This is a genomic window from uncultured Polaribacter sp., from assembly GCF_947500975.1.
Classification (GTDB): domain Bacteria; phylum Bacteroidota; class Bacteroidia; order Flavobacteriales; family Flavobacteriaceae; genus Polaribacter.
In genome coordinates this window covers 154,992-174,288 of record NZ_CANMUE010000008.1, presented here as the reverse complement: position 1 = coordinate 174,288, position 19,297 = coordinate 154,992, and the positions used below count along the sequence as shown (strand labels likewise).

The window sequence follows — 19,297 nt, the reverse complement described above, 5'->3', positions numbered from 1 at the left end:
AAAAAACGCAATACAAATGAAAAAACTTATAATAATCATTGCAGTTATATTATTTACTGTTTCTGCAAAAGCACAGCAAGATCCACAGTATACTCAGTATGTGTATAATATGAACATCATAAACCCAGCATATGCTGGGTCTTATGATGCCTTGAGTCTTAATTTTTTAGCAAGATCTCAATGGGTTGGAATAGAAGGAGCTCCAAGAACATTAACTTTTGGAGCAAATACACCAATTGGTAATAATGTTGGAGTAGGTCTTTCAGTAATATTAGATGAAATAGGACCAGTTGAAGAGCAAAATGTTTATGGCGACTTCTCTTATACTATAAGAGTAAATGAAAAAGCTAAATTAGCTTTAGGTATCAAAGCAGGGTTTACATTTTTTAATATCTGTTTGCCTTGTATAAATACAACAGATCCAAATGATTTAGCTTTTATTAATCAAAATGCAAATAAAATTTTACCAAATATTGGTGCAGGAGCGTTTTATTATACAGAGAAATTTTATGCAGGTTTATCAATACCAAATTTGTTAGAAACTTTTCAATTTGAAAAAAATGGAGGTCAAATAACAAAAGCAACAGAAACAAAACATTACTTTTTTACATCTGGTTATGTTTTTGATTTATCTGATGACGTAAAGTTAAAACCATCTACAATGGTTAAAGCTGCAGATGGAGCACCACTTTCAATAGATTTTTCTGGTAATATTTTATTATATGATAAATTTGAATTTGGTTTATCGTATAGATTATCTGAATCAGTTTCTGCTTTAGTAAATCTTAGAGCATCTAAAAGTTTAAGAGTTGGTTATTCTTATGATCATACATTAACCGCTTTGGGTGATTATAACTCAGGTTCTCACGAAGTTTTTCTATTGTTTAATTTCGATTTTGAAAGAAACAAAATTGCTTCCCCTAGATTCTTCTAATAACAAAAAAACGATACTCATGAAAAAAACAATATATATACTTTCTTTTTTGTTGGTTAATAGTTTAACCATGTTTTCTCAATCTAAAGAAACAAAAGTAGCAGACACTTTTTTTGATAACTTATCTTATATTACTGCAGCAAAAGAATATCATAAATTATCATTAAAAAATCCAACAAAACATGTTTTAAAAAGGTTGGGAGATAGTTATTATGAAAATGTTGATATGGTACATGCAGCAGCAGCTTATAAAAAATTGGATAGTATTTTTAAGATATCAGAATCAGAGTATATGTTTAAATATGCGCAATCTTTAAGAGCTAATGGCAATTTTAAAGAATCAAAAATATGGATGGAAAAATTTCATATAGCTGAGAATAATGATACTAGAGGTGATAATTTTACAAATAAAAAAGCAGTTTTAGCCGATATTAAAGATAAAAAAGGAAACTATGTAGTATCAAATTTAAAAGGTATAAACACTCCTTACTCAGATTTTGGTGCTACAGAATATGGAAATACAATTCTATTTTCATCACCACAAAAAAAGAGTCCCTTTGTTAAAAGATCTCATACTAGAAATCAAAAAAACTTTTTAGATATTTATAAAGTATTAAAAGAAAATATTGACTCTTCTCAAGTAAGACCTATGTTTTCTGATAGAGTTAATACTAAATATCATGAATCTTCAGTTACTTTTTCACAAGATGAAACAATAATGTACTTTACCAGAAATAACTATAATGAAGGAAGTTATAAGACGGATGAAAAAGGGTATAATAAACTTAAGATATTTAGATCTGAATGGGTAAAAGATAAATGGGATAACATAACAGAAGTTCCTTTTAATAGTAATGAATATTCTACAGGTCATCCAACTTTAACTAAAGATGGTAAACGTTTATACTTTGTTTCAAATATGCCTGGAGGTTTTGGTCAAACAGATATCTATTACGTAGATGTTAATGATGATGGTACTTATGGTAAAGTACAAAATTTAGGGAATAAAGTAAATACAGAAGGAAGAGAAATGTTTCCTTTTATATCTGATGATAACATACTTTACTTTTCTTCTGATGGTCATTTTGGAATTGGAGCTTTAGATATTTTTGAAAGTAAATTTACAAATGGAGAGTTTGAAAAACCAGTTAATTTAAAAGCACCTATAAATTCTGAATTGGATGATTTTGCTTTTTCTATAAATACTGAAACTCAAAAAGGATATTTATCTTCTAACAGAAAAGGTGGTGTAGGTGATGATGATATTTATTCATTTGTTCAACTGGATAAAAAAGAAGTTAAAGTTAATGAAGATTGTAAACAAGTTATTACTGGTTTTGTAAAAGAGAGTCAATTTAAAAAACCACTTTCTTACGCTAATTTAGTTGTTAAAGACACAAAAGGTGTTATTGTAAGTAATGCAATTGCAGGTGATAAAGGACAATTTTCTTTTAAATTGCCATGTAATGAAAATTATACAATTACAGCATCAAAAGAATATTATAAGCCAGATACTAAATCATTTTCAACTACTTCTCAAGCTTTAGTAGAATTGGAACTAGATTTCAATTTAAAAATTGTTGACGATTTTGTTTATGATGAAAAAGGAGATTTAGTGATAAAAATTAATGATATATATTTTGATTATAATAAGTGGAATATCAGACCAGATGCTCAAAGAGAATTGAATTATATTGTTAAAATAATGAATAAGTACCCAAAAATTATAGTTCAATCAGGTTCACATACAGATGCTAGAGGTAGAGAATCTTTTAACTTAAACTTATCTGATAAAAGAGCAAAATCAACTGTAGATTATATAGTTTCTAAAGGGATAAGTAGAAATAGAATTTCTGGAAAAGGTTTTGGAGAGTCTCAATTAACAAATAATTGTGTTGATAACGATTCACATTCTATTAGAGTAAAATGTACAGAAGATGAGCATCAGGCAAATAGAAGAACTGCATTTGTACTTTTAAATGTAGGTTCTTATAAATAATAAAACTAAAAGGTTAAGTAAATTTTGACAAAAGTTAAATTTATTTAACCGGAAAAGTATCATGTAAAAACAATTAAATTAAGTTTCTGATTTTAAAAAATATAATTACATAAATAATGTTATTTATGTCTGGTAACCCCAAGCCTTATCCTTTAAAAAATAAATTCTATTTATTATTTTTAATAATAATTATTGGAAAAGTTAATGCAAATGGAAATTTATCAGATTATAAAATAAAATCAGAACTTGTATTTAATTGCGAAGACGGTTTGTCTGCTTCAACTGCATTTATTTCTTTAGGACAAGCAAGAAATGTAACTGCAGCGGGTGTATATCATTTTAATATTGATGGAGAAATATTTTCTACCTATGTAGATATAAATGGTTTTGTTAAAATTGCAATAGATTTTGGTAGTACTTCTGGAAATTTACCTCAGGTATCTGCATTAACAAATGCAAATAGAGGTATTTTAAATACAACAATTTTATCAAAATTTACAAACGCTACATTAGCACGAATTTCTCATTCTGAAGAATATATAGATATAAGTACATCAGACAGTGCTATACTTTCTAGAATTACAACTAATACAACATTACATAAAGGTACTGCAGATAATAGTATTAATGATAATTGGACAGGAACAGAGAGTTCTGCAATTACTGTCAACGCCAGTTGTACTTCAACAAGAGGCAATTCTTTACATCAAAATATAGTACATTTATGCGGTAATACTAGCGGGTTTCATTGGATACCTAGTAGAGGTATACAAAGGATAAGGTTTAATACCGGTACTTTTTCAAGAGAAATTGAAGATGAAGAAAGTTTTTCACTCTGGGTTCAGGCACCAGTGGAAAACATAGAATGCCTTGTTGATTTAAACTTAACTAAAACTGTAAATAAACCCATACCTAAAGTTGGTGAAACAATAGTTTTTACAATTTCTATTACAAATTCTACTAATTCAATAGCATCAGGTATTCAGGTAACTGATGCTTTACCAGTTGGATTAACCTTTGATTTAGCAAGCTCAGTAATTCCAACTGGAACTACATATAATTCTAATTCTGGTATTTGGGATTTTGGATTAATAACCATTTCAAGTGGTGAAACAATTTCCATACAAATTTCTGCTGTTGTTCAAACATCAAATACAATTTTATTAAATGAATCAGAAATTACAGCTGTAGATCAAAATGATGAAGATTCTGTTCCTGCAAATGGTAACTAGTCTTTTACCTTACTATTTTAAACTTTTTATTAATTAATTTATAAAAATTAAACTAAAAAGATAAAACTAACTTCTACTTTTACTATATTAGTATTATAAAGTAAAGAAATTCATATGATGAGTACCCCCAGACCATTTTTATTTATGCTTTGTAACTTGTTGTCATCAAGTTTATATTCTTCCAATTCAGTAACAATTTTTGCAAAAAAAAAATCACAAAAAAAATATCAGATTTATAATTTTAGGAATAAACACCTAATTATTAATTGTTTTTTGTTGTTTATCTGTTTAAGCATAAATGTAAGTTATTCGCAAGGAGTAAATATAGTAGCAGCTGAAGATGATTTTTCATCAAATGAAATTAATGGAGTTAATGGAGGTGTTGCAGGTAATGTTTTAATAAATGATACTGTAGACGGTGTAATTGCTACATCTACAACAGTAAATACAATTTTATTAGACAATGGAGGTTTAGTTGGAGTTACAATTTTTGAAAATGGAGATGTAAATGTACCTGCAGGTACCCCATCTAGAACTTTTATTTTAACTTATAAAATTTGTGAAATCGGAGATGATACAAATTGCGAAAGTGAAATAATAATAATTAGTGTAGATGCTGATGATGATGGAGATGGCGTTTTAGATTCTGTAGATATATGTAATGGTTTTGATGATAATTTAGACAATGATTTAGATGGAATTCCTGATGGTTGCGATACAGATGATGATAATGATAGTATATTAGACACTAATGAAGGTTGCCCTCCAGAAACCAACAGTACTTATAAGAAAATTTATTTTGCAGATGGTACAATTAATACTTCTGCTCCTCCAGATGAACATTTAGTTTATTCCACAACAACCGATTATGTTAGTATGATTGGAGGAGAATCAGCACCAGGAAATAATTTGTTTTTAAATGGGTTTGATCCTATCGGGGGTCAGGCAAAAATGGATTTTGATTTAAATTCGCCATATATTTTAACTATAGAAAATGTTTTAATTTTTAAAGCATATCTGTTTGATAATAGAAGAGATATAAGTGGTGATTATGATTTACCAATAAGAATGACAGTTAATACTATAGTTGACGGAGCATTTACAGAAGATAAAATTTTGTCTACTGAGCAAACACAAGATTTAGATGATGGAAAATGGATTGAAGTTGAATATAGAATTCCAATTCCTGGAGCAGGTAGAAGAGAAGTAGCGGTAACTAATATTACAATGGAGATTGAAGTAAATTCATCTGGTGTAAATGCTACTTTTGACGAAACAATATCAGAAGTCTTTGGTATTATACCAATTGCTCTTATTTCTGATTTAAACGGATTAGAGTGTACAACTGATACTGATGGTGATGGAATTTTAAACTATTTAGACGATGATGATGATGGAGATGGAATTTTAACCATTGATGAATCTACAGAAGATTGTAATGGAAACGGAGTTCCTGATTACTTAGATGAAACTTTTTGCGGAACTATACCAAACGCATTTTCACCAAATGATGATGGTATAAATGATACCTTTTTAATACCAGGATTAAACAATTACCCAAATTTTAAGATAGAAATTTTTAATAGATATGGTAATAAAGTTTTTAATTATGATAATAATGGAAAAACAGATCCTATTTGGTGGAACGGATATTCAACTGGAAGATTAACATTAAATAAAAGCGAACCATTACCAGCTGGTTCTTATTATTATATAATTTATTATAATGATGATATAAAAGCACCCATAAATGGTTGGGTATATTTAAGTAGATAACGAAGATGTTACACATAAAAAAACATATTGTATTTATTGTACTTGTGTTGTTGGCTTTTTCAATAAAAGCACAGCAAGACCCACAGTACACACAATACATGTATAATATGAATATTGTAAACCCAGCTTATGCAGGTTCTTCAGAATCTTTAAATTTTAATTTTTTAGCAAGAACACAATGGGTAGGAATTACTGGCGCACCAAAAACATTAACTTTTGGTGTACAATCACCAGTAGGTAAAAACGTAGGTTTAGGATTGACAGCAATTTTTGATAAATTAGGTCCAGTAGAAGAACAAAATATTTATGGAGATTTCTCTTACACAATTAATGTAAACAACAATGCTAAATTAGCCTTAGGATTAAAAGTAGGTTATACTTTTTTTAACCTCTGTTTATCTTGTTTAAATACTGTAATAGTAGGAGACGAAGCTTTTACTGATAAAGATGCAAATAAGTTTTTACCTAACTTAGGTATTGGAGTATTTTATTATACCAATAAATTTTACTTTGGAACATCCATACCTAATTTATTAGAAACCTATCATTTTAATGAAAATGAAGGACAATCTACAAGAGCTTCAGAAACTAAACATATTTTCTTAACATCTGGATATGTTTTTGATATATCTGAAGATATTAAATTAAAACCATCCATTATGGTAAAAGCTGTAGAAGGCGCTCCCTTATCTATAGATTTTTCAAGTAATGTTCTATTCTACAATAAAATGGAAGCAGGTCTTTCTTACAGATTAGATGAATCAATTTCAGGAATGATAAATTTTAGGGTTAGAAAAAATTTAAGAATAGGATATGCATATGACCATACTTTAACCAATTTAGGACAATTTAATTCTGGAAGTCATGAAGTAATTTTACTTTTTAATTTAGAACCTAAATCATTTAGAATTAGATCACCAAGGTTTTTTTAGGTTTAATAAGTAATTATGAAAAAAACAATTCAATTTATAATCTTACTAATATTTAACTCAATTACTATTTTTGGGCAAAGTAAAGAAACAAAATTAGCAGATGCTCTTTTTGATGATTTATTATATGCAAAAGCAGCTAAAGAGTATGAGTTTTTGTTGAAAAAAAATGAAACAGGACATATATTAAAAAGATTGGGAGATTGTTATTATAACAATGTCCAAATGGATAAGGCTTCAAAAATATATACAAAATTGTTTACATCTTATGTACCCCAAAACTTAGAGTATTTTTTTAAATACGCTCAATCTTTAAGAGCTATTGGCAATTTTGAAGAATCTGATTTATGGTTGAAAAAGTTTCATGAATTAAATAAAAAAGATTCAAGAGGTAAAAATTTTACAAAAAGTAATGTTAATTTAGTTAGCTTAACAAGTGGAAAACCAAATTATAAAGTTCAAAATTTAAATACTATTAATACTGAGTTTGCAGATTTTGGAGTTACAGAATATAATAATACTATTCTATTTTCATCACCAAAAAATTTAAATACATCAAAAAGTAGTATTGAAACAGGAACAGAAGATAATTTTTTAGACATTTTTCAAGTTCAAATAAATGAAATAAGTTATAAAAAACCAAACAAAAAACTTTTTTCTAAAAGGATAAATAAAAAATACAATGAGTCTTCAATTTCATTTTCGCCAAATTTTAAAACTATTTACTTTACTAGAAACAATTATAATAAAGGCGTTTTAAATGTAGATAAAAAAGGATATAATAATCTTAAAATTTATAGAGCAGATCTTATTGATAATAATTGGGGAAATATAATAGAATTACCTTTTTGTAGTTCTGAATATTCAGTAGGTCATCCCACGGTAAGTAAAGATGGTAAGCGTTTGTATTTTGCATCTGATATGCCAGGAAGTTTAGGTTTTACAGATATTTATTATGTAAAAATAAACAGTAATGGAACTTATGGAACCCCTGTAAATTTAGGACCAACAATAAACACTGAAGGTCGAGAAATGTTTCCATTTATTTCAGCTAACAACACATTGTATTTTTCATCTGATGGACATTTTGGTATCGGAGCATTAGATGTTTTTTCTAGTGAAATTATCAATAATGAATTTCAAAAACCAAAAAATTTAAAAGCACCCTTAAATTCTAAATTAGATGATTTTGCATTTTCTATAAACACAGAAACCAACAAAGGCTATCTCTCATCTAATAGAAAAGGGGGGCTAGGAAATGATGATATTTATGCAATAGAAAAAATTAATGTAAATACACCTTGTAAGCAATTAATTTCAGGCATTGTTAAAGAATCAAAGTTTAATAAGATTCTACCAAATGCCAAACTTGTTTTAAAAGATGATGTTGGAAATACAATTAATGAAACAATTGCAGATGAATTTGGGAAATTTAATTTCACTCTACCGTGCAATAAAAAATATACAATTACTGCATCAAAAGAATATTACAAACCAGATACAAAATCTTTTGAAACTACTAATTCTGTTAATTTAGAGCTGATTTTAGAAATAATTGATGACTTTGCTTATAATAATAACAACGAGTTAGTAATTAAAATTAACTCCATTTATTTTGATTATACAAAATGGGATATTCGACCTGATGCTGCAAGAGAGTTAGATCATATTATTAAAGTAATGAGAAAATACCCATTGATAAAGGTAAAATCTACTTCCCATACAGATGCTAGAGGAAGTTATTTTTCTAACGAATTATTATCTCAAAGAAGAGCAGAAGCAACTGTTGATTATATAATTTTTAATGGAATTGATTATGATAGAATTTCAGGAAAAGGTTATGGAGAAACTCAATTGACCAATAATTGTGTTGATAATGATAATCATAGTAATACTGTAAAATGTACAGAAGACCAACATCAAGCAAATAGAAGAACTTCTTTTGTTATCCAAAACATAGATGGATCTACTATAAAATCAAAAGAAAAAGAAGTTGTAGAAGTTTCTATTCCAATAGAAATTAATAAAGAAAATAAAAAAGTAACTCCACAAGAAACTAAAGTAAAAATAGTAGAACCTAAAAAGGTAAGTTCTGCTAAATTACATATCGTTCAGCCTCAAGAAACGTTGTATTCTATTTCCAAACAACATAATATATCTTTAGTTTTATTGAAAGAAATAAACCAATTAAGCTCAAGTAAAATTTCAATAGGTCAAGTATTGTCGCTTAATAAAGAAGTTACCATTGAAAACAAAATTGAAGCTAAAAAAACACATGTTGTTAAATATAAAGAAACCTTGTATTCTATTTCTAAAAAATACAACATGTCTGTTGCAAATTTAAAAAGTCTTAATTCTTTAAAGGATAACACAATTTCTGTGGGTCAAATTCTAAAAATATTATAACAAATTAAAGAAGGTAATATTTTTGCTCTAAACAAATAGAATTACTAGAAAATCCTTAATTTCGCATTCTTATCAGAAAAGAGATAAAATGAAAGCGAAATTTCCTGAATATAAAGGACTTGACTTACCAAAAGTTGCAGAAGAAATTCTTAATTATTGGCAAGAAAACAACATCTTCGAAAAAAGTGTATCAACAAGAGAAGGCAAAGAACCATTTGTATTTTTTGAAGGACCACCTTCTGCAAACGGACTTCCAGGGGTTCACCATGTGTTAGCACGCGCAATTAAAGATATTTTTCCACGATACAAAACGATGAAAGGTTACCAAGTAAAGCGTAAAGCTGGTTGGGATACGCATGGTTTACCTATTGAATTAGGTGTAGAAAAAGAATTAGGAATTACCAAAGAAGATATTGGAAAGAAAATTTCGGTAGAAGATTACAACGCAGCTTGTAGAAAAGCAGTAATGCGTTACACAGATATTTGGAACGATTTAACCCAAAAAATGGGGTATTGGGTAGATATGGACGATCCATATATTACTTACGAACCTAAATATATGGAGTCTGTTTGGTGGTTATTAAAACAGATATACAACAAAGAATTAATTTATAAAGGCTACACTATTCAGCCTTATTCGCCTAAAGCTGGTACAGGTTTAAGTTCTCATGAATTAAATCAACCAGGAACGTATCAAGATGTAACAGACACAACAATTGTTGCGCAGTTTAAGGCGATAGAAAATTCATTACCAGATTTCTTAAAAAAATACGATCATTTAAACTTTATTGCTTGGACAACCACACCTTGGACATTGCCAAGTAATACCGCATTAACTGTTGGCCCAAAGATTGATTATGTTGTTGTTGCAACTTATAATCAATATACTTTTGAGCCTGTTCATGTTATTTTAGCTAAGAATTTAGTTAGTAAACAATTTGATAAAAAGTACAAACAAACCGAAGATGTTGCAGAACTTTCAGCATATTCTAAAGAAGATAAAAAGATTCCTTTTTTAATTTGTGAAGAATGTAAAGGAACAGATTTAGTAGGTATAAAATACGAGCAAATTTTAGATTACGGTTGTAAATTTGAAAATAAACAAAATGCTTTTAGAGTAATTGCAGGTGATTTTGTGACTACAGAAGACGGAACAGGAATTGTGCATACAGCTCCTACTTTTGGTGCAGATGATGCTCTAGTTGCCAAACAAGCAACTCCAGAAATTCCGCCATTATTGGTAAAAGATGAGAACGATAATTTAGTTCCGTTAGTAGATTTACAAGGGAAATTTAGACCAGAAGTAACTGAGTTTGCAGGTAAATATGTAAAAAATGAATATTATGCTGATGGAGAAGCACCAGAGAAATCTGTAGATGTAGAGATTGCCATCAAATTAAAAACCGAAAACAAGGCTTTTAAAGTTGAAAAATACAAACACAGTTATCCAAATTGTTGGAGAACAGACAAGCCAATTTTATATTACCCATTAGATTCTTGGTTTATTAAAGTAACGGATGTTAAAGACAAAATGCATTCGTTAAATAAAACAATCAACTGGAAACCAGAATCTACAGGAACAGGTCGTTTTGGAAACTGGTTAGCAAATGCAAATGATTGGAATTTATCTCGTTCTCGTTATTGGGGAATTCCATTACCAATCTGGAGAACAGAAGACGGTAAAGAAGAAATATGTATTGGTTCTGTGGAAGAATTAAAAAGCGAAATGGCAAAAGCTGTTAAAGCAGGCATTTTAGCAAAAGATATTTTTGAAGATTTTGAAGTTGGTAACAACTCAGAAGAAAACTATGCAAAAATAGATTTACATAAAAACATTGTGGATGAAATTGTACTTGTTTCATCAACAGGGCAACCAATGAAACGTGAAAGTGATTTAATTGATGTTTGGTTTGATTCTGGTTCTATGCCTTATGCACAATGGCATTACCCTTTTGAAAATAAGAACAAAATTGATGGAAACGAATCTTTTCCTGCAGATTTTATTGCTGAAGGAGTAGATCAAACACGTGGTTGGTTTTATACATTACATGCAATTGCAACAATGGTGTTTGATTCTGTTGCTTATAAAAATGTAGTTTCTAACGGTTTAGTTTTAGACAAAAACGGACATAAAATGTCTAAACGTTTAGGAAACGCTACAGATCCGTTTACAACATTATCAACTTATGGTGCAGATGCAACACGTTGGTATATGATTTCGAATGCAAATCCTTGGGATAATTTAAAATTTGATTTAGAAGGAATTGAAGAGGTGAAACGTAAGTTTTTTGGAACACTTTATAACACGTATTCGTTCTTCTCTTTATATACAAATATTGATGGTTTTTCTTATGCTGAAGCAGATATTGCTATAAATGAAAGACCAGAAATAGACAGATGGATTTTATCAGAATTACATACTTTAATCAATAAAGTTGATAAGTTTTATGCAGAATACGAGCCAACAAGAGCTGCTAGAGCAATATCAGATTTTACACAAGATTATTTAAGTAACTGGTATGTGCGTTTAAGTAGAAGACGTTTTTGGAAAGGAGATTATCAAACAGATAAAATTTCTGCATATCAAACATTATATACCTGTATGGTTACAATTGCAAAGTTAGCTTCGCCAATTGCACCATTTTTTATGGATAAATTGTATCAAGATTTAAACTCGGTTACAAAAAAGGAAGCATCAGAAAGTATTCACCTATCAGATTTTCCTGTTTTTGACGAAAGTTTTATTGATAAGAGTTTAGAGCGTAAAATGGAAAATGCACAAATAATATCATCTTTAGTTTTATCATTAAGAGCAAAAGAAAAAATTAAAGTGCGTCAACCATTACAAAAAATAATGATACCTGTTGATAATGAGCAGCAAAAGGAAGAAATTTTAGCAGTTGCAGATTTGATTAAACATGAGGTAAACATTAAGGAAGTTCAGATTTTAGAAGACGCTTCAGATATTTTAATCAAACAAATTAAACCTAATTTTAAAGCTTTAGGACCAAAATTTGGAAAAGACATGCGTTTTGTTGCAGCTGAGGTTCAAAAATTTACGCAAGAAGATATTAACAAAATAGAAAAAGATAAAAACATTTCTATAGAAATTAATGGAAATAATATAAATTTAGGGCTCGAAGATGTAGAAATCTCTTCAAAAGATATAGAGGGTTGGTTAGTTGCAAATGAAGGTGCTTTAACAGTTGCTTTAGATGTTACTATTACTGAAGATTTACGTAAAGAAGGTGTTGCTAGAGAACTGGTAAACAGAATTCAAAATGCACGTAAAGACACTGGTTTAGAAGTAACAGATAGAATTAAGTTAACGGTTTTAAATCATCAAAATTTACAGCAATCTATCATTGAAAACAAGGCGTATATTATGAGCGAAACATTAACCAATGAATTGGTTTTTGTAGATAATTTACAAAATGGTACAGATATTGAGTTTGATGAGATAAAAAGCAAAATATTAATTGAAAAAATATAGCATTATGTCAAATGTTAAAATTAAATTTTCTGAAGAAGATTTAAACGAGTTTAAAGAAATTATAAACAAAAAAATTGCAAGAGCAGAAGAAGATTTAGCTTTATTACAAGCAGCCTATAAAAATGATTCGGATAATGGTACAGATGATACATCTGCTTCATTTAAATCTTTTGACGAAGGTTCTGAAGTAATGAACAAAGAGAAGAATGTACAGCTAGCAATTAGACAAGAAAAATTTATTAGAGACCTTAAAAATGCTTTGTTACGTATAGAAAACGGAACTTATGGTGTTTGTAGAGTTACAGGTAAATTAATTCAAAAAGAACGTTTAAAATTAGTACCTCATGCTACTTTAAGTATTGAGGCTAAGAGAAAACAATAAGTTTCTTAAACAACTAAAACAAGGCTTCTTTTATAGAAGCTTTTTTTATGAAAAAAACACTTATAATATTATTTTTAGGTATTTATACTGCGATTTTTTCACAGAAAAAAGCAGTTCAAAAAATTGAAACAAATGCCAAGGAAATAAATATTTTTACCAATGGTTTAGATGATTTTATAATTGAAAATTCAACCACAAATTTTATAGAAATTACGTTGTTTGCAGAAAATCCTAACATGCAACATATTTTTTTTGATACAAAAAATAAAGTAATTGATATTGAATTTAAACTAAATAAAATTCAAAATAATGAAACTATTTTTAGAAAATTTATTACTGAAAGGTTAGAAAGAGCCCATGCAGTTATAAAAATTCCTGAAGGGAAAAACATTACTGTTTTTGGAGAAAACATTAATATAGAGTCTAAAAGTTATCAAGGAAATTTAACTGTTTTTATTGAAAAAGGGATTTTAAAACTAAACGATGTACAAGCTTCTGTAGATGTAAAATTATATGCTGGTAATGTTTATGCAAATGTAAAAAAATCCGAAATTAAGGTAACTTCTAATATTGGAAAAATTAAAGTTGATGATGTTTTTTATGAGAAAAAATATCAAAAGATAGGATCAAAAAAAGAGAAAAACTTCACTATAAACTCTATAAAAGCTAATATTTTCTTAACTACCCAATAAACACAATAATATTGTTATTTTTGTGAGCATAAAATTTAGAAAAAATGTCAAAAAAGAATCTTGCAATTCTTACTATATTAATAACAATCGCTTTAGATCAAATTATTAAAATATATGTAAAAACTCATTTTACTTTAGGTGAAGACTTTGTAATTTTTGATTGGTTTAGAATCCATTTTGTAGAGAATAACGGAATGGCCATGGGTTTTGAGTTTGGTGGAAAGAGCGGAAAACTTTTTTTAACCTTATTTAGACTGATTGCGGTTTCTGCAATTATATATTGGCTTATTGGCATGATTAAGAGTAAAGTACACAATGCTGTAATTATTGGTATTTCTTTAATTTTTTCTGGAGCAGTTGGTAATATTATAGATTCTCTTTTTTACGGGGTTATTTTTGATGATTCTAACCATAAAGTAGCCACACTTTTTGCTGATGAACCTTATGGAGAATTACTATATGGTAAAGTTGTAGATATGTTTTATTTTCCTATTTGGACAGGTAATTTACCAGAATGGATTCCTTTTGTTGGCGGAGATTTATTTACATTTTTTCAATATATATTTAACCCAGCAGATTCTTTTATATTTATTGGTGTTTCATTGCTTTTTATTTTTAACAAACAAGCTTTTCCAAAAGAAGAAAAGAAAGTACAAGATTTTTCTGAACAAAAAGATATAGAATAATATCGTATTTTTTTTATTAACTTGTTAACTTTATTATAACCTCATTTTTATAAAAATGCGTATTTTTAAATATATACTTGTTTTTTTTATTGGCTTTTTTATTGCTAAACTATGGTATCAAAAAAACGATAGACACCAAAAAAGTGAGGAAATTAAAGTTGTTGTAAATTCTATTAAAAACCTAAGTAAACTGGTTGTTTCTAGTGGTGATTTTTCGGAAATTTATAATTATAAAGATTCTAAAAAATATTTTTATGATTACGTTTCTTTTGATAAACAAGCAATAATTTCTGTAAATGCAAAAGTAGAGGTGGGTTATGATTTGTCTAAATTAGATATTCAGATAGATTCTTTAGGGAAAAAAATTTACATTAATAAAATTCCTGATGAAGAAGTAAACATTTCTCCCAATGTAAAATATTTCGATTTACAACAAAGCCAGTTTAATTCTTTTTCTAAAAAGGAACTGAATAAAATTAATGAAAAAAGCATTGAAAAAATTAAAGAAACCATTGAATTAATCAACCTAAAAACTACAGCAAAAACTCGTTTTTTTGAAGAGATTTCTAAAATTTATCAATTATCAGCTATTTATGGTTGGGAGGTAGTGGATAATACAAAATCCTCTTTTTTGAATCGTTTTAAAGATTAAATTCATCTTAAAAAAAGATGATTTTTTAACCAACGTTTTTAGTACCTTTTCAAGAAAAGGACTAAATTCGTTTCTATGTCAGCCAATTTAGAACTTCAATTAAAAACATTACCAGATTCTCCTGGAGTTTATCAATATTTTGATAAAGAAGATGTAATTATTTATGTTGGTAAAGCCAAGAATTTAAAAAAAAGAGTAGTTTCTTACTTTAATAAAAACCATGAAAATGGTAAAACCAGAATTCTTGTAAAAAAGATTGTTAACATAAAACACATTGTTGTAAATACTGAAACTGATGCTCTATTATTAGAAAATAATCTTATTAAAAAATACAAACCTAGGTATAATGTTTTATTAAAAGACGATAAAAGTTATCCTTGGTTGTGTATTAAAAAAGAGCGTTTTCCAAGAATTTTTATGACCAGAAGAGTTATCAAAGATGGTTCAGAATATTTTGGTCCTTATACTTCTGTAAAAACAGTTAGGGTTTTATTAGATTTAATAAAAGAGTTATACCCTTTAAGAACTTGTAAGTTTGATTTAAGCCAAAAAAACATTAACGACGGTAAATATAAAGTTTGTTTAGAATATCACTTAAAAAACTGTAAAGGTGCTTGTGAAGCCTTAGAAACAGAAAAGCACTACAATGATTCTATCAAAGAAATTAGAAACATTATCAAAGGTAATTTTAAAGAAAGTTTAGAAAAATTTCAAAGTATGATGTATGTTTATGCTGAGAAAATGGAATTTGAAGAAGCGCAAAAAATCAAAGAAAAATTAGATTTATTGAGCAATTATCAATCAAAATCAACCATTATAAATCCATCAATAAATAATGTAGATGTGTTTTCTATTATTTCTGATGAAACACATGGTTATGCAAATTTTTTAAAGATTTCTAACGGATCTATTATTCAATCTCATACCACAGAAATAAAGAAAAAATTAGATGAAACTGATAAAGAGTTATTAGAGCTTTTTATTGTTGAAATAAGGCAACGTTTTAACTCAATATCTCCAGAAATTTATGTTCCTTTTAAAGTAAATATTGGCGAAGGTATAAAAGTTACAGTGCCTAAATTAGGCGATAAAAAACGTATTGTAGAGCTATCTGAAAGAAATTCTAAGTATTTTAGAATGGAACAATTTAAACAGATAAAAATTGTAGATCCGGATAGACATGTAAAAAGAATTATGACGCAAATGAAAAAAGATTTGCGACTAAAAGAAGAACCAAGGCATATTGAGTGTTTTGATAATTCTAATATACAAGGTACAAACCCTGTAGCTGCTTGTGTAGTTTTTAAAGACGGTAAACCAAGTAAAAAAGATTACAGACATTATAATATAAAAACTGTAGTAGGTCCAGATGATTTTGCATCAATGGAAGAAGTTGTATACCGAAGATATAAGCGTTTGTTGGATGAAGATGAACCTTTGCCGCAATTAATTATTGTTGATGGTGGAAAAGGACAATTGTCTTCAGGCTTAAAAAGTTTAGATGCTTTAGGTTTGCGTGGTAAAATTGCTATTATCGGAATTGCAAAACGTTTGGAAGAAATTTATTATCCAGGTGATCCAATTCCTTTATATTTAGATAAAAAGTCTGAAACTTTAAAAATTACCCAGTATTTAAGAAACGAAGCACATAGATTTGGTATTACATTTCATAGAAATAAACGTAGTAAAAGCGCCATTCAATCTGAGCTAGAGCAAATTCCTGATGTTGGTAAACAGACAATTACAACTTTATTACGTAAATTTAAGTCCGCTAAACGTGTAAAAGAAGCCTCTTTTGAAGATTTAAAAGCGACAATTGGAAATGCACGAGCTATGAAAGTACATTTGTATTTTCATCCAAAAAAAGAAAATGAAAAATAAATTACTACTTATAATTTTTATACTGCCATTGATTGTTTTTGGTCAGCAAGAACAACCTAAAGTTGGTTTGGTTTTAAGTGGAGGTGGAGCTAAAGGTTTTGCACATGTTGGAGTTTTAAAAGAAATTGACAAAGCAGGAATACAATTAGATTATATTGGCGGAACAAGTATGGGGGCTGTAATTGGTGGTTTATATGCTGTTGGTTATTCTGGAGTTCAAATTGAAGATATTATAAAAAATACCAATTTTATAGAGTTACTAAGAGATCAATTACCTAGAAGTACATCAACTTTTTTTGAAAAAGAATTTGCCGAAAAATCAGCAATTACTTTGCCAGTAAATAAAGGTAAAATTGGTTTGCCAAAAGCGGTTTCTAAAGGGCAAAGTGTGCTCAATTTTTTATATGAATTATTAGATTCTACTCAAAATAATTCTGATTTTTCTAAACTTCCAACTCCTTTTTATTGTATTGCTACAGATGTAGAAACTGGTGGAGAAGTGTTGCTAGAAAATGGTTCTCTTCCAATGGCTTTAAGAAGTAGTAGTTCTTTTCCAACATTATTAAACCCTGTTGCTTTAGATGGTAAATTATTGGTAGATGGTGGAGTTGCAAATAATTTTCCTGTTAGTATAATGAAATCTAAGGGAATTGATATTGTTATTGGTGTAGATGTAGAAGGAAGACTGTTTGAAAAAGATAAATTAAATTCTGCAATAACTATTTTAAATCAGATAGTTAGTTATCAAATGTATAATAAAAGTAAGGCAGAAAAAGCAAAATTAGATGTTTATATCCATCCAGGTATTTTTGAATATAATGTGGTTGATTTTGATAAAAAAGATCAGATTTTAGAAATAGGAAATAAAAAAGCTAAAGAATTTAAAGAAATTTTTAAAGAAATTGCTGCAAAACAAATTGTTAAAAAGAAAAGAAAACCACTACAAATTAATAAAGAGAAAAAATTAATTACTAAAATTAATTTAACTGGAATTAAAGATTATACAAGAGCTTATGTTCTTGGTAAATTAAAAATAAAAGTAAACGATAGTTTATCAAGACAAGAAATTTCTGAAAGAATTAACTTGTTATCAGCAACAAAAAATTACTCTAAAATAGAGTATAATCTTCTTAAAAGAGAAGATAATTCTTATAGTTTGAATTTAGATGTTTTTGAATCTAAAGCAAATGCTACTTTAAGTTTAGGTATGCATTATGATATTTTATATAGGTCTGGTTTATTAGCCAATTATAGTCAAAAACACCTTTTTGTTAATAATGATGTATTTTCTTTAGATGTTATTTTAGGTGATAATTTAAGATATAATTTAAACTATTTTGTAGATAATGGTTTTTATTTAAGTTATGGTTTTAGATCTAACTATAATCACTTTAGAGCAAATTCTAAGTTCAATTCTATTGTGTCTCAAAATCCAAGTATTAGCAGTATAAATTTAAAATATACTGATATTACTAATCAATTTTTTATACAAACTACTTTTGACCGAAAGTTTGCTATTGGTTTAGGAATAGAAAATAAACACTTACTTGCAAGTACAGAAACAATAAGTATAGATAACCAAAAAACAGTTATAGATAATAGTAATTATCTTAATGCATTTGGATATTTAAAGTTAGACACTTACAATCAAAAATATTTTCCTACAAAAGGGTATTTTGCAGATTTAAATTTTAAATGGTATTTGTTGTCATCAGATTATCATAATGATTTTAATAGTTTTGCTCAAGCAAAAGGAACTTTTGGTTTTGCAACTTCTATTAATAATAAATTTACGTTTCAAATGACAAATGAAGCAGGTTTTACTTTAAATAGTCGTTCCTCAGATATTTTTGATTTTTATCTAGGAGGATATAATAAAAACTACATTAATACTTTTGTTTCTTTTTATGGATATGATTTTGCAGAGCTTTCTAATAATTCTTTTATAAAGTCTGAGTTTAATTTTAGGTATAATTTTGGTGAAAAACATTATGCAATGTTTATTGCCAATTATGGGCGATTAGAAGATAATGTTTTTAAAGATATTGATATTTTTAAGGATGTAAAATCTGGATACGCATTAGGTTATAGTTATAATACTTTTTTTGGCCCTATTGAAATAAAATATAGTTGGACACCAGATATTAACCAACATTATTGGTTGTTTAATTTAGGTTTTTGGTTCTAATAAAAAAAGCCAATGAAAATTAATTCACTGGCTTTTACTTTTTATAT

The 19,297-nt window shown here is 27.9% G+C and carries 13 protein-coding genes; all 13 read left to right on the top strand.

Features of this window, described 5'->3' with window-relative positions; translation table 11 throughout:
- Nucleotides 1-16: 16 nt before the first annotated feature.
- Nucleotides 17-934 (top strand): type IX secretion system membrane protein PorP/SprF, encoded by a 918-nt coding sequence (locus Q0733_RS10500; protein ID WP_298782175.1) that lies wholly within the window; start codon nt 17-19, stop codon nt 932-934.
- Between the two features lie 19 nt (nt 935-953).
- Nucleotides 954-2,933, top strand: coding sequence for an OmpA family protein (locus Q0733_RS10495; protein WP_298782173.1), 1,980 nt, complete (start codon nt 954-956; stop codon nt 2,931-2,933).
- Between the two features lie 125 nt (nt 2,934-3,058).
- On the top strand, nt 3,059-4,165 hold the full coding sequence (locus Q0733_RS10490; protein WP_298782171.1) for a DUF11 domain-containing protein: 1,107 nt from the start codon (nt 3,059-3,061) through the stop codon (nt 4,163-4,165).
- Between the two features lie 276 nt (nt 4,166-4,441).
- On the top strand, nt 4,442-5,941 hold the full coding sequence (locus Q0733_RS10485) for a gliding motility-associated C-terminal domain-containing protein (protein WP_298782170.1): 1,500 nt from the start codon (nt 4,442-4,444) through the stop codon (nt 5,939-5,941).
- A 5-nt stretch (nt 5,942-5,946) separates the two neighbouring features.
- Nucleotides 5,947-6,873, top strand: coding sequence for a type IX secretion system membrane protein PorP/SprF (locus Q0733_RS10480; protein WP_298782168.1), 927 nt, complete (start codon nt 5,947-5,949; stop codon nt 6,871-6,873).
- Between the two features lie 15 nt (nt 6,874-6,888).
- A complete protein-coding gene (locus tag Q0733_RS10475) occupies nt 6,889-9,276 on the top strand; it encodes a LysM peptidoglycan-binding domain-containing protein (RefSeq protein ID WP_298782167.1) in 2,388 nt (795 codons plus the stop codon).
- An 88-nt stretch (nt 9,277-9,364) separates the two neighbouring features.
- The gene (ileS, locus tag Q0733_RS10470) at nt 9,365-12,769 is read left to right on the top strand and encodes an isoleucine--tRNA ligase (protein WP_298782165.1); all 3,405 of its coding nucleotides are present in this window, start codon (nt 9,365-9,367) and stop codon (nt 12,767-12,769) included.
- 4 nt (nt 12,770-12,773) lie between these two features.
- Nucleotides 12,774-13,151, top strand: a complete 378-nt coding sequence (locus Q0733_RS10465) for a TraR/DksA C4-type zinc finger protein (RefSeq protein ID WP_298782164.1) — start codon at nt 12,774-12,776, stop codon at nt 13,149-13,151.
- Between the two features lie 47 nt (nt 13,152-13,198).
- Nucleotides 13,199-13,843: a hypothetical protein gene (locus tag Q0733_RS10460; RefSeq protein ID WP_298782162.1), complete on the top strand. Its 645-nt coding sequence runs from the start codon at nt 13,199-13,201 to the stop codon at nt 13,841-13,843.
- 44 nt (nt 13,844-13,887) lie between these two features.
- The gene (locus Q0733_RS10455) at nt 13,888-14,529 is read left to right on the top strand and encodes a lipoprotein signal peptidase (protein WP_298782161.1); all 642 of its coding nucleotides are present in this window, start codon (nt 13,888-13,890) and stop codon (nt 14,527-14,529) included.
- Nucleotides 14,530-14,584: 55 nt separating this feature from the next.
- The gene (locus Q0733_RS10450; protein ID WP_298782160.1) at nt 14,585-15,181 is read left to right on the top strand and encodes a DUF4230 domain-containing protein; all 597 of its coding nucleotides are present in this window, start codon (nt 14,585-14,587) and stop codon (nt 15,179-15,181) included.
- A 75-nt stretch (nt 15,182-15,256) separates the two neighbouring features.
- Nucleotides 15,257-17,062, top strand: a complete 1,806-nt coding sequence (uvrC, locus tag Q0733_RS10445; RefSeq protein WP_298782159.1) for an excinuclease ABC subunit UvrC — start codon at nt 15,257-15,259, stop codon at nt 17,060-17,062.
- On the top strand, nt 17,052-19,250 hold the full coding sequence (locus Q0733_RS10440) for a patatin-like phospholipase family protein (protein WP_298782158.1): 2,199 nt from the start codon (nt 17,052-17,054) through the stop codon (nt 19,248-19,250). The genes uvrC and Q0733_RS10440 overlap by 11 nt, the downstream gene beginning before the upstream one ends.
- Nucleotides 19,251-19,297: the final 47 nt, after the last annotated feature.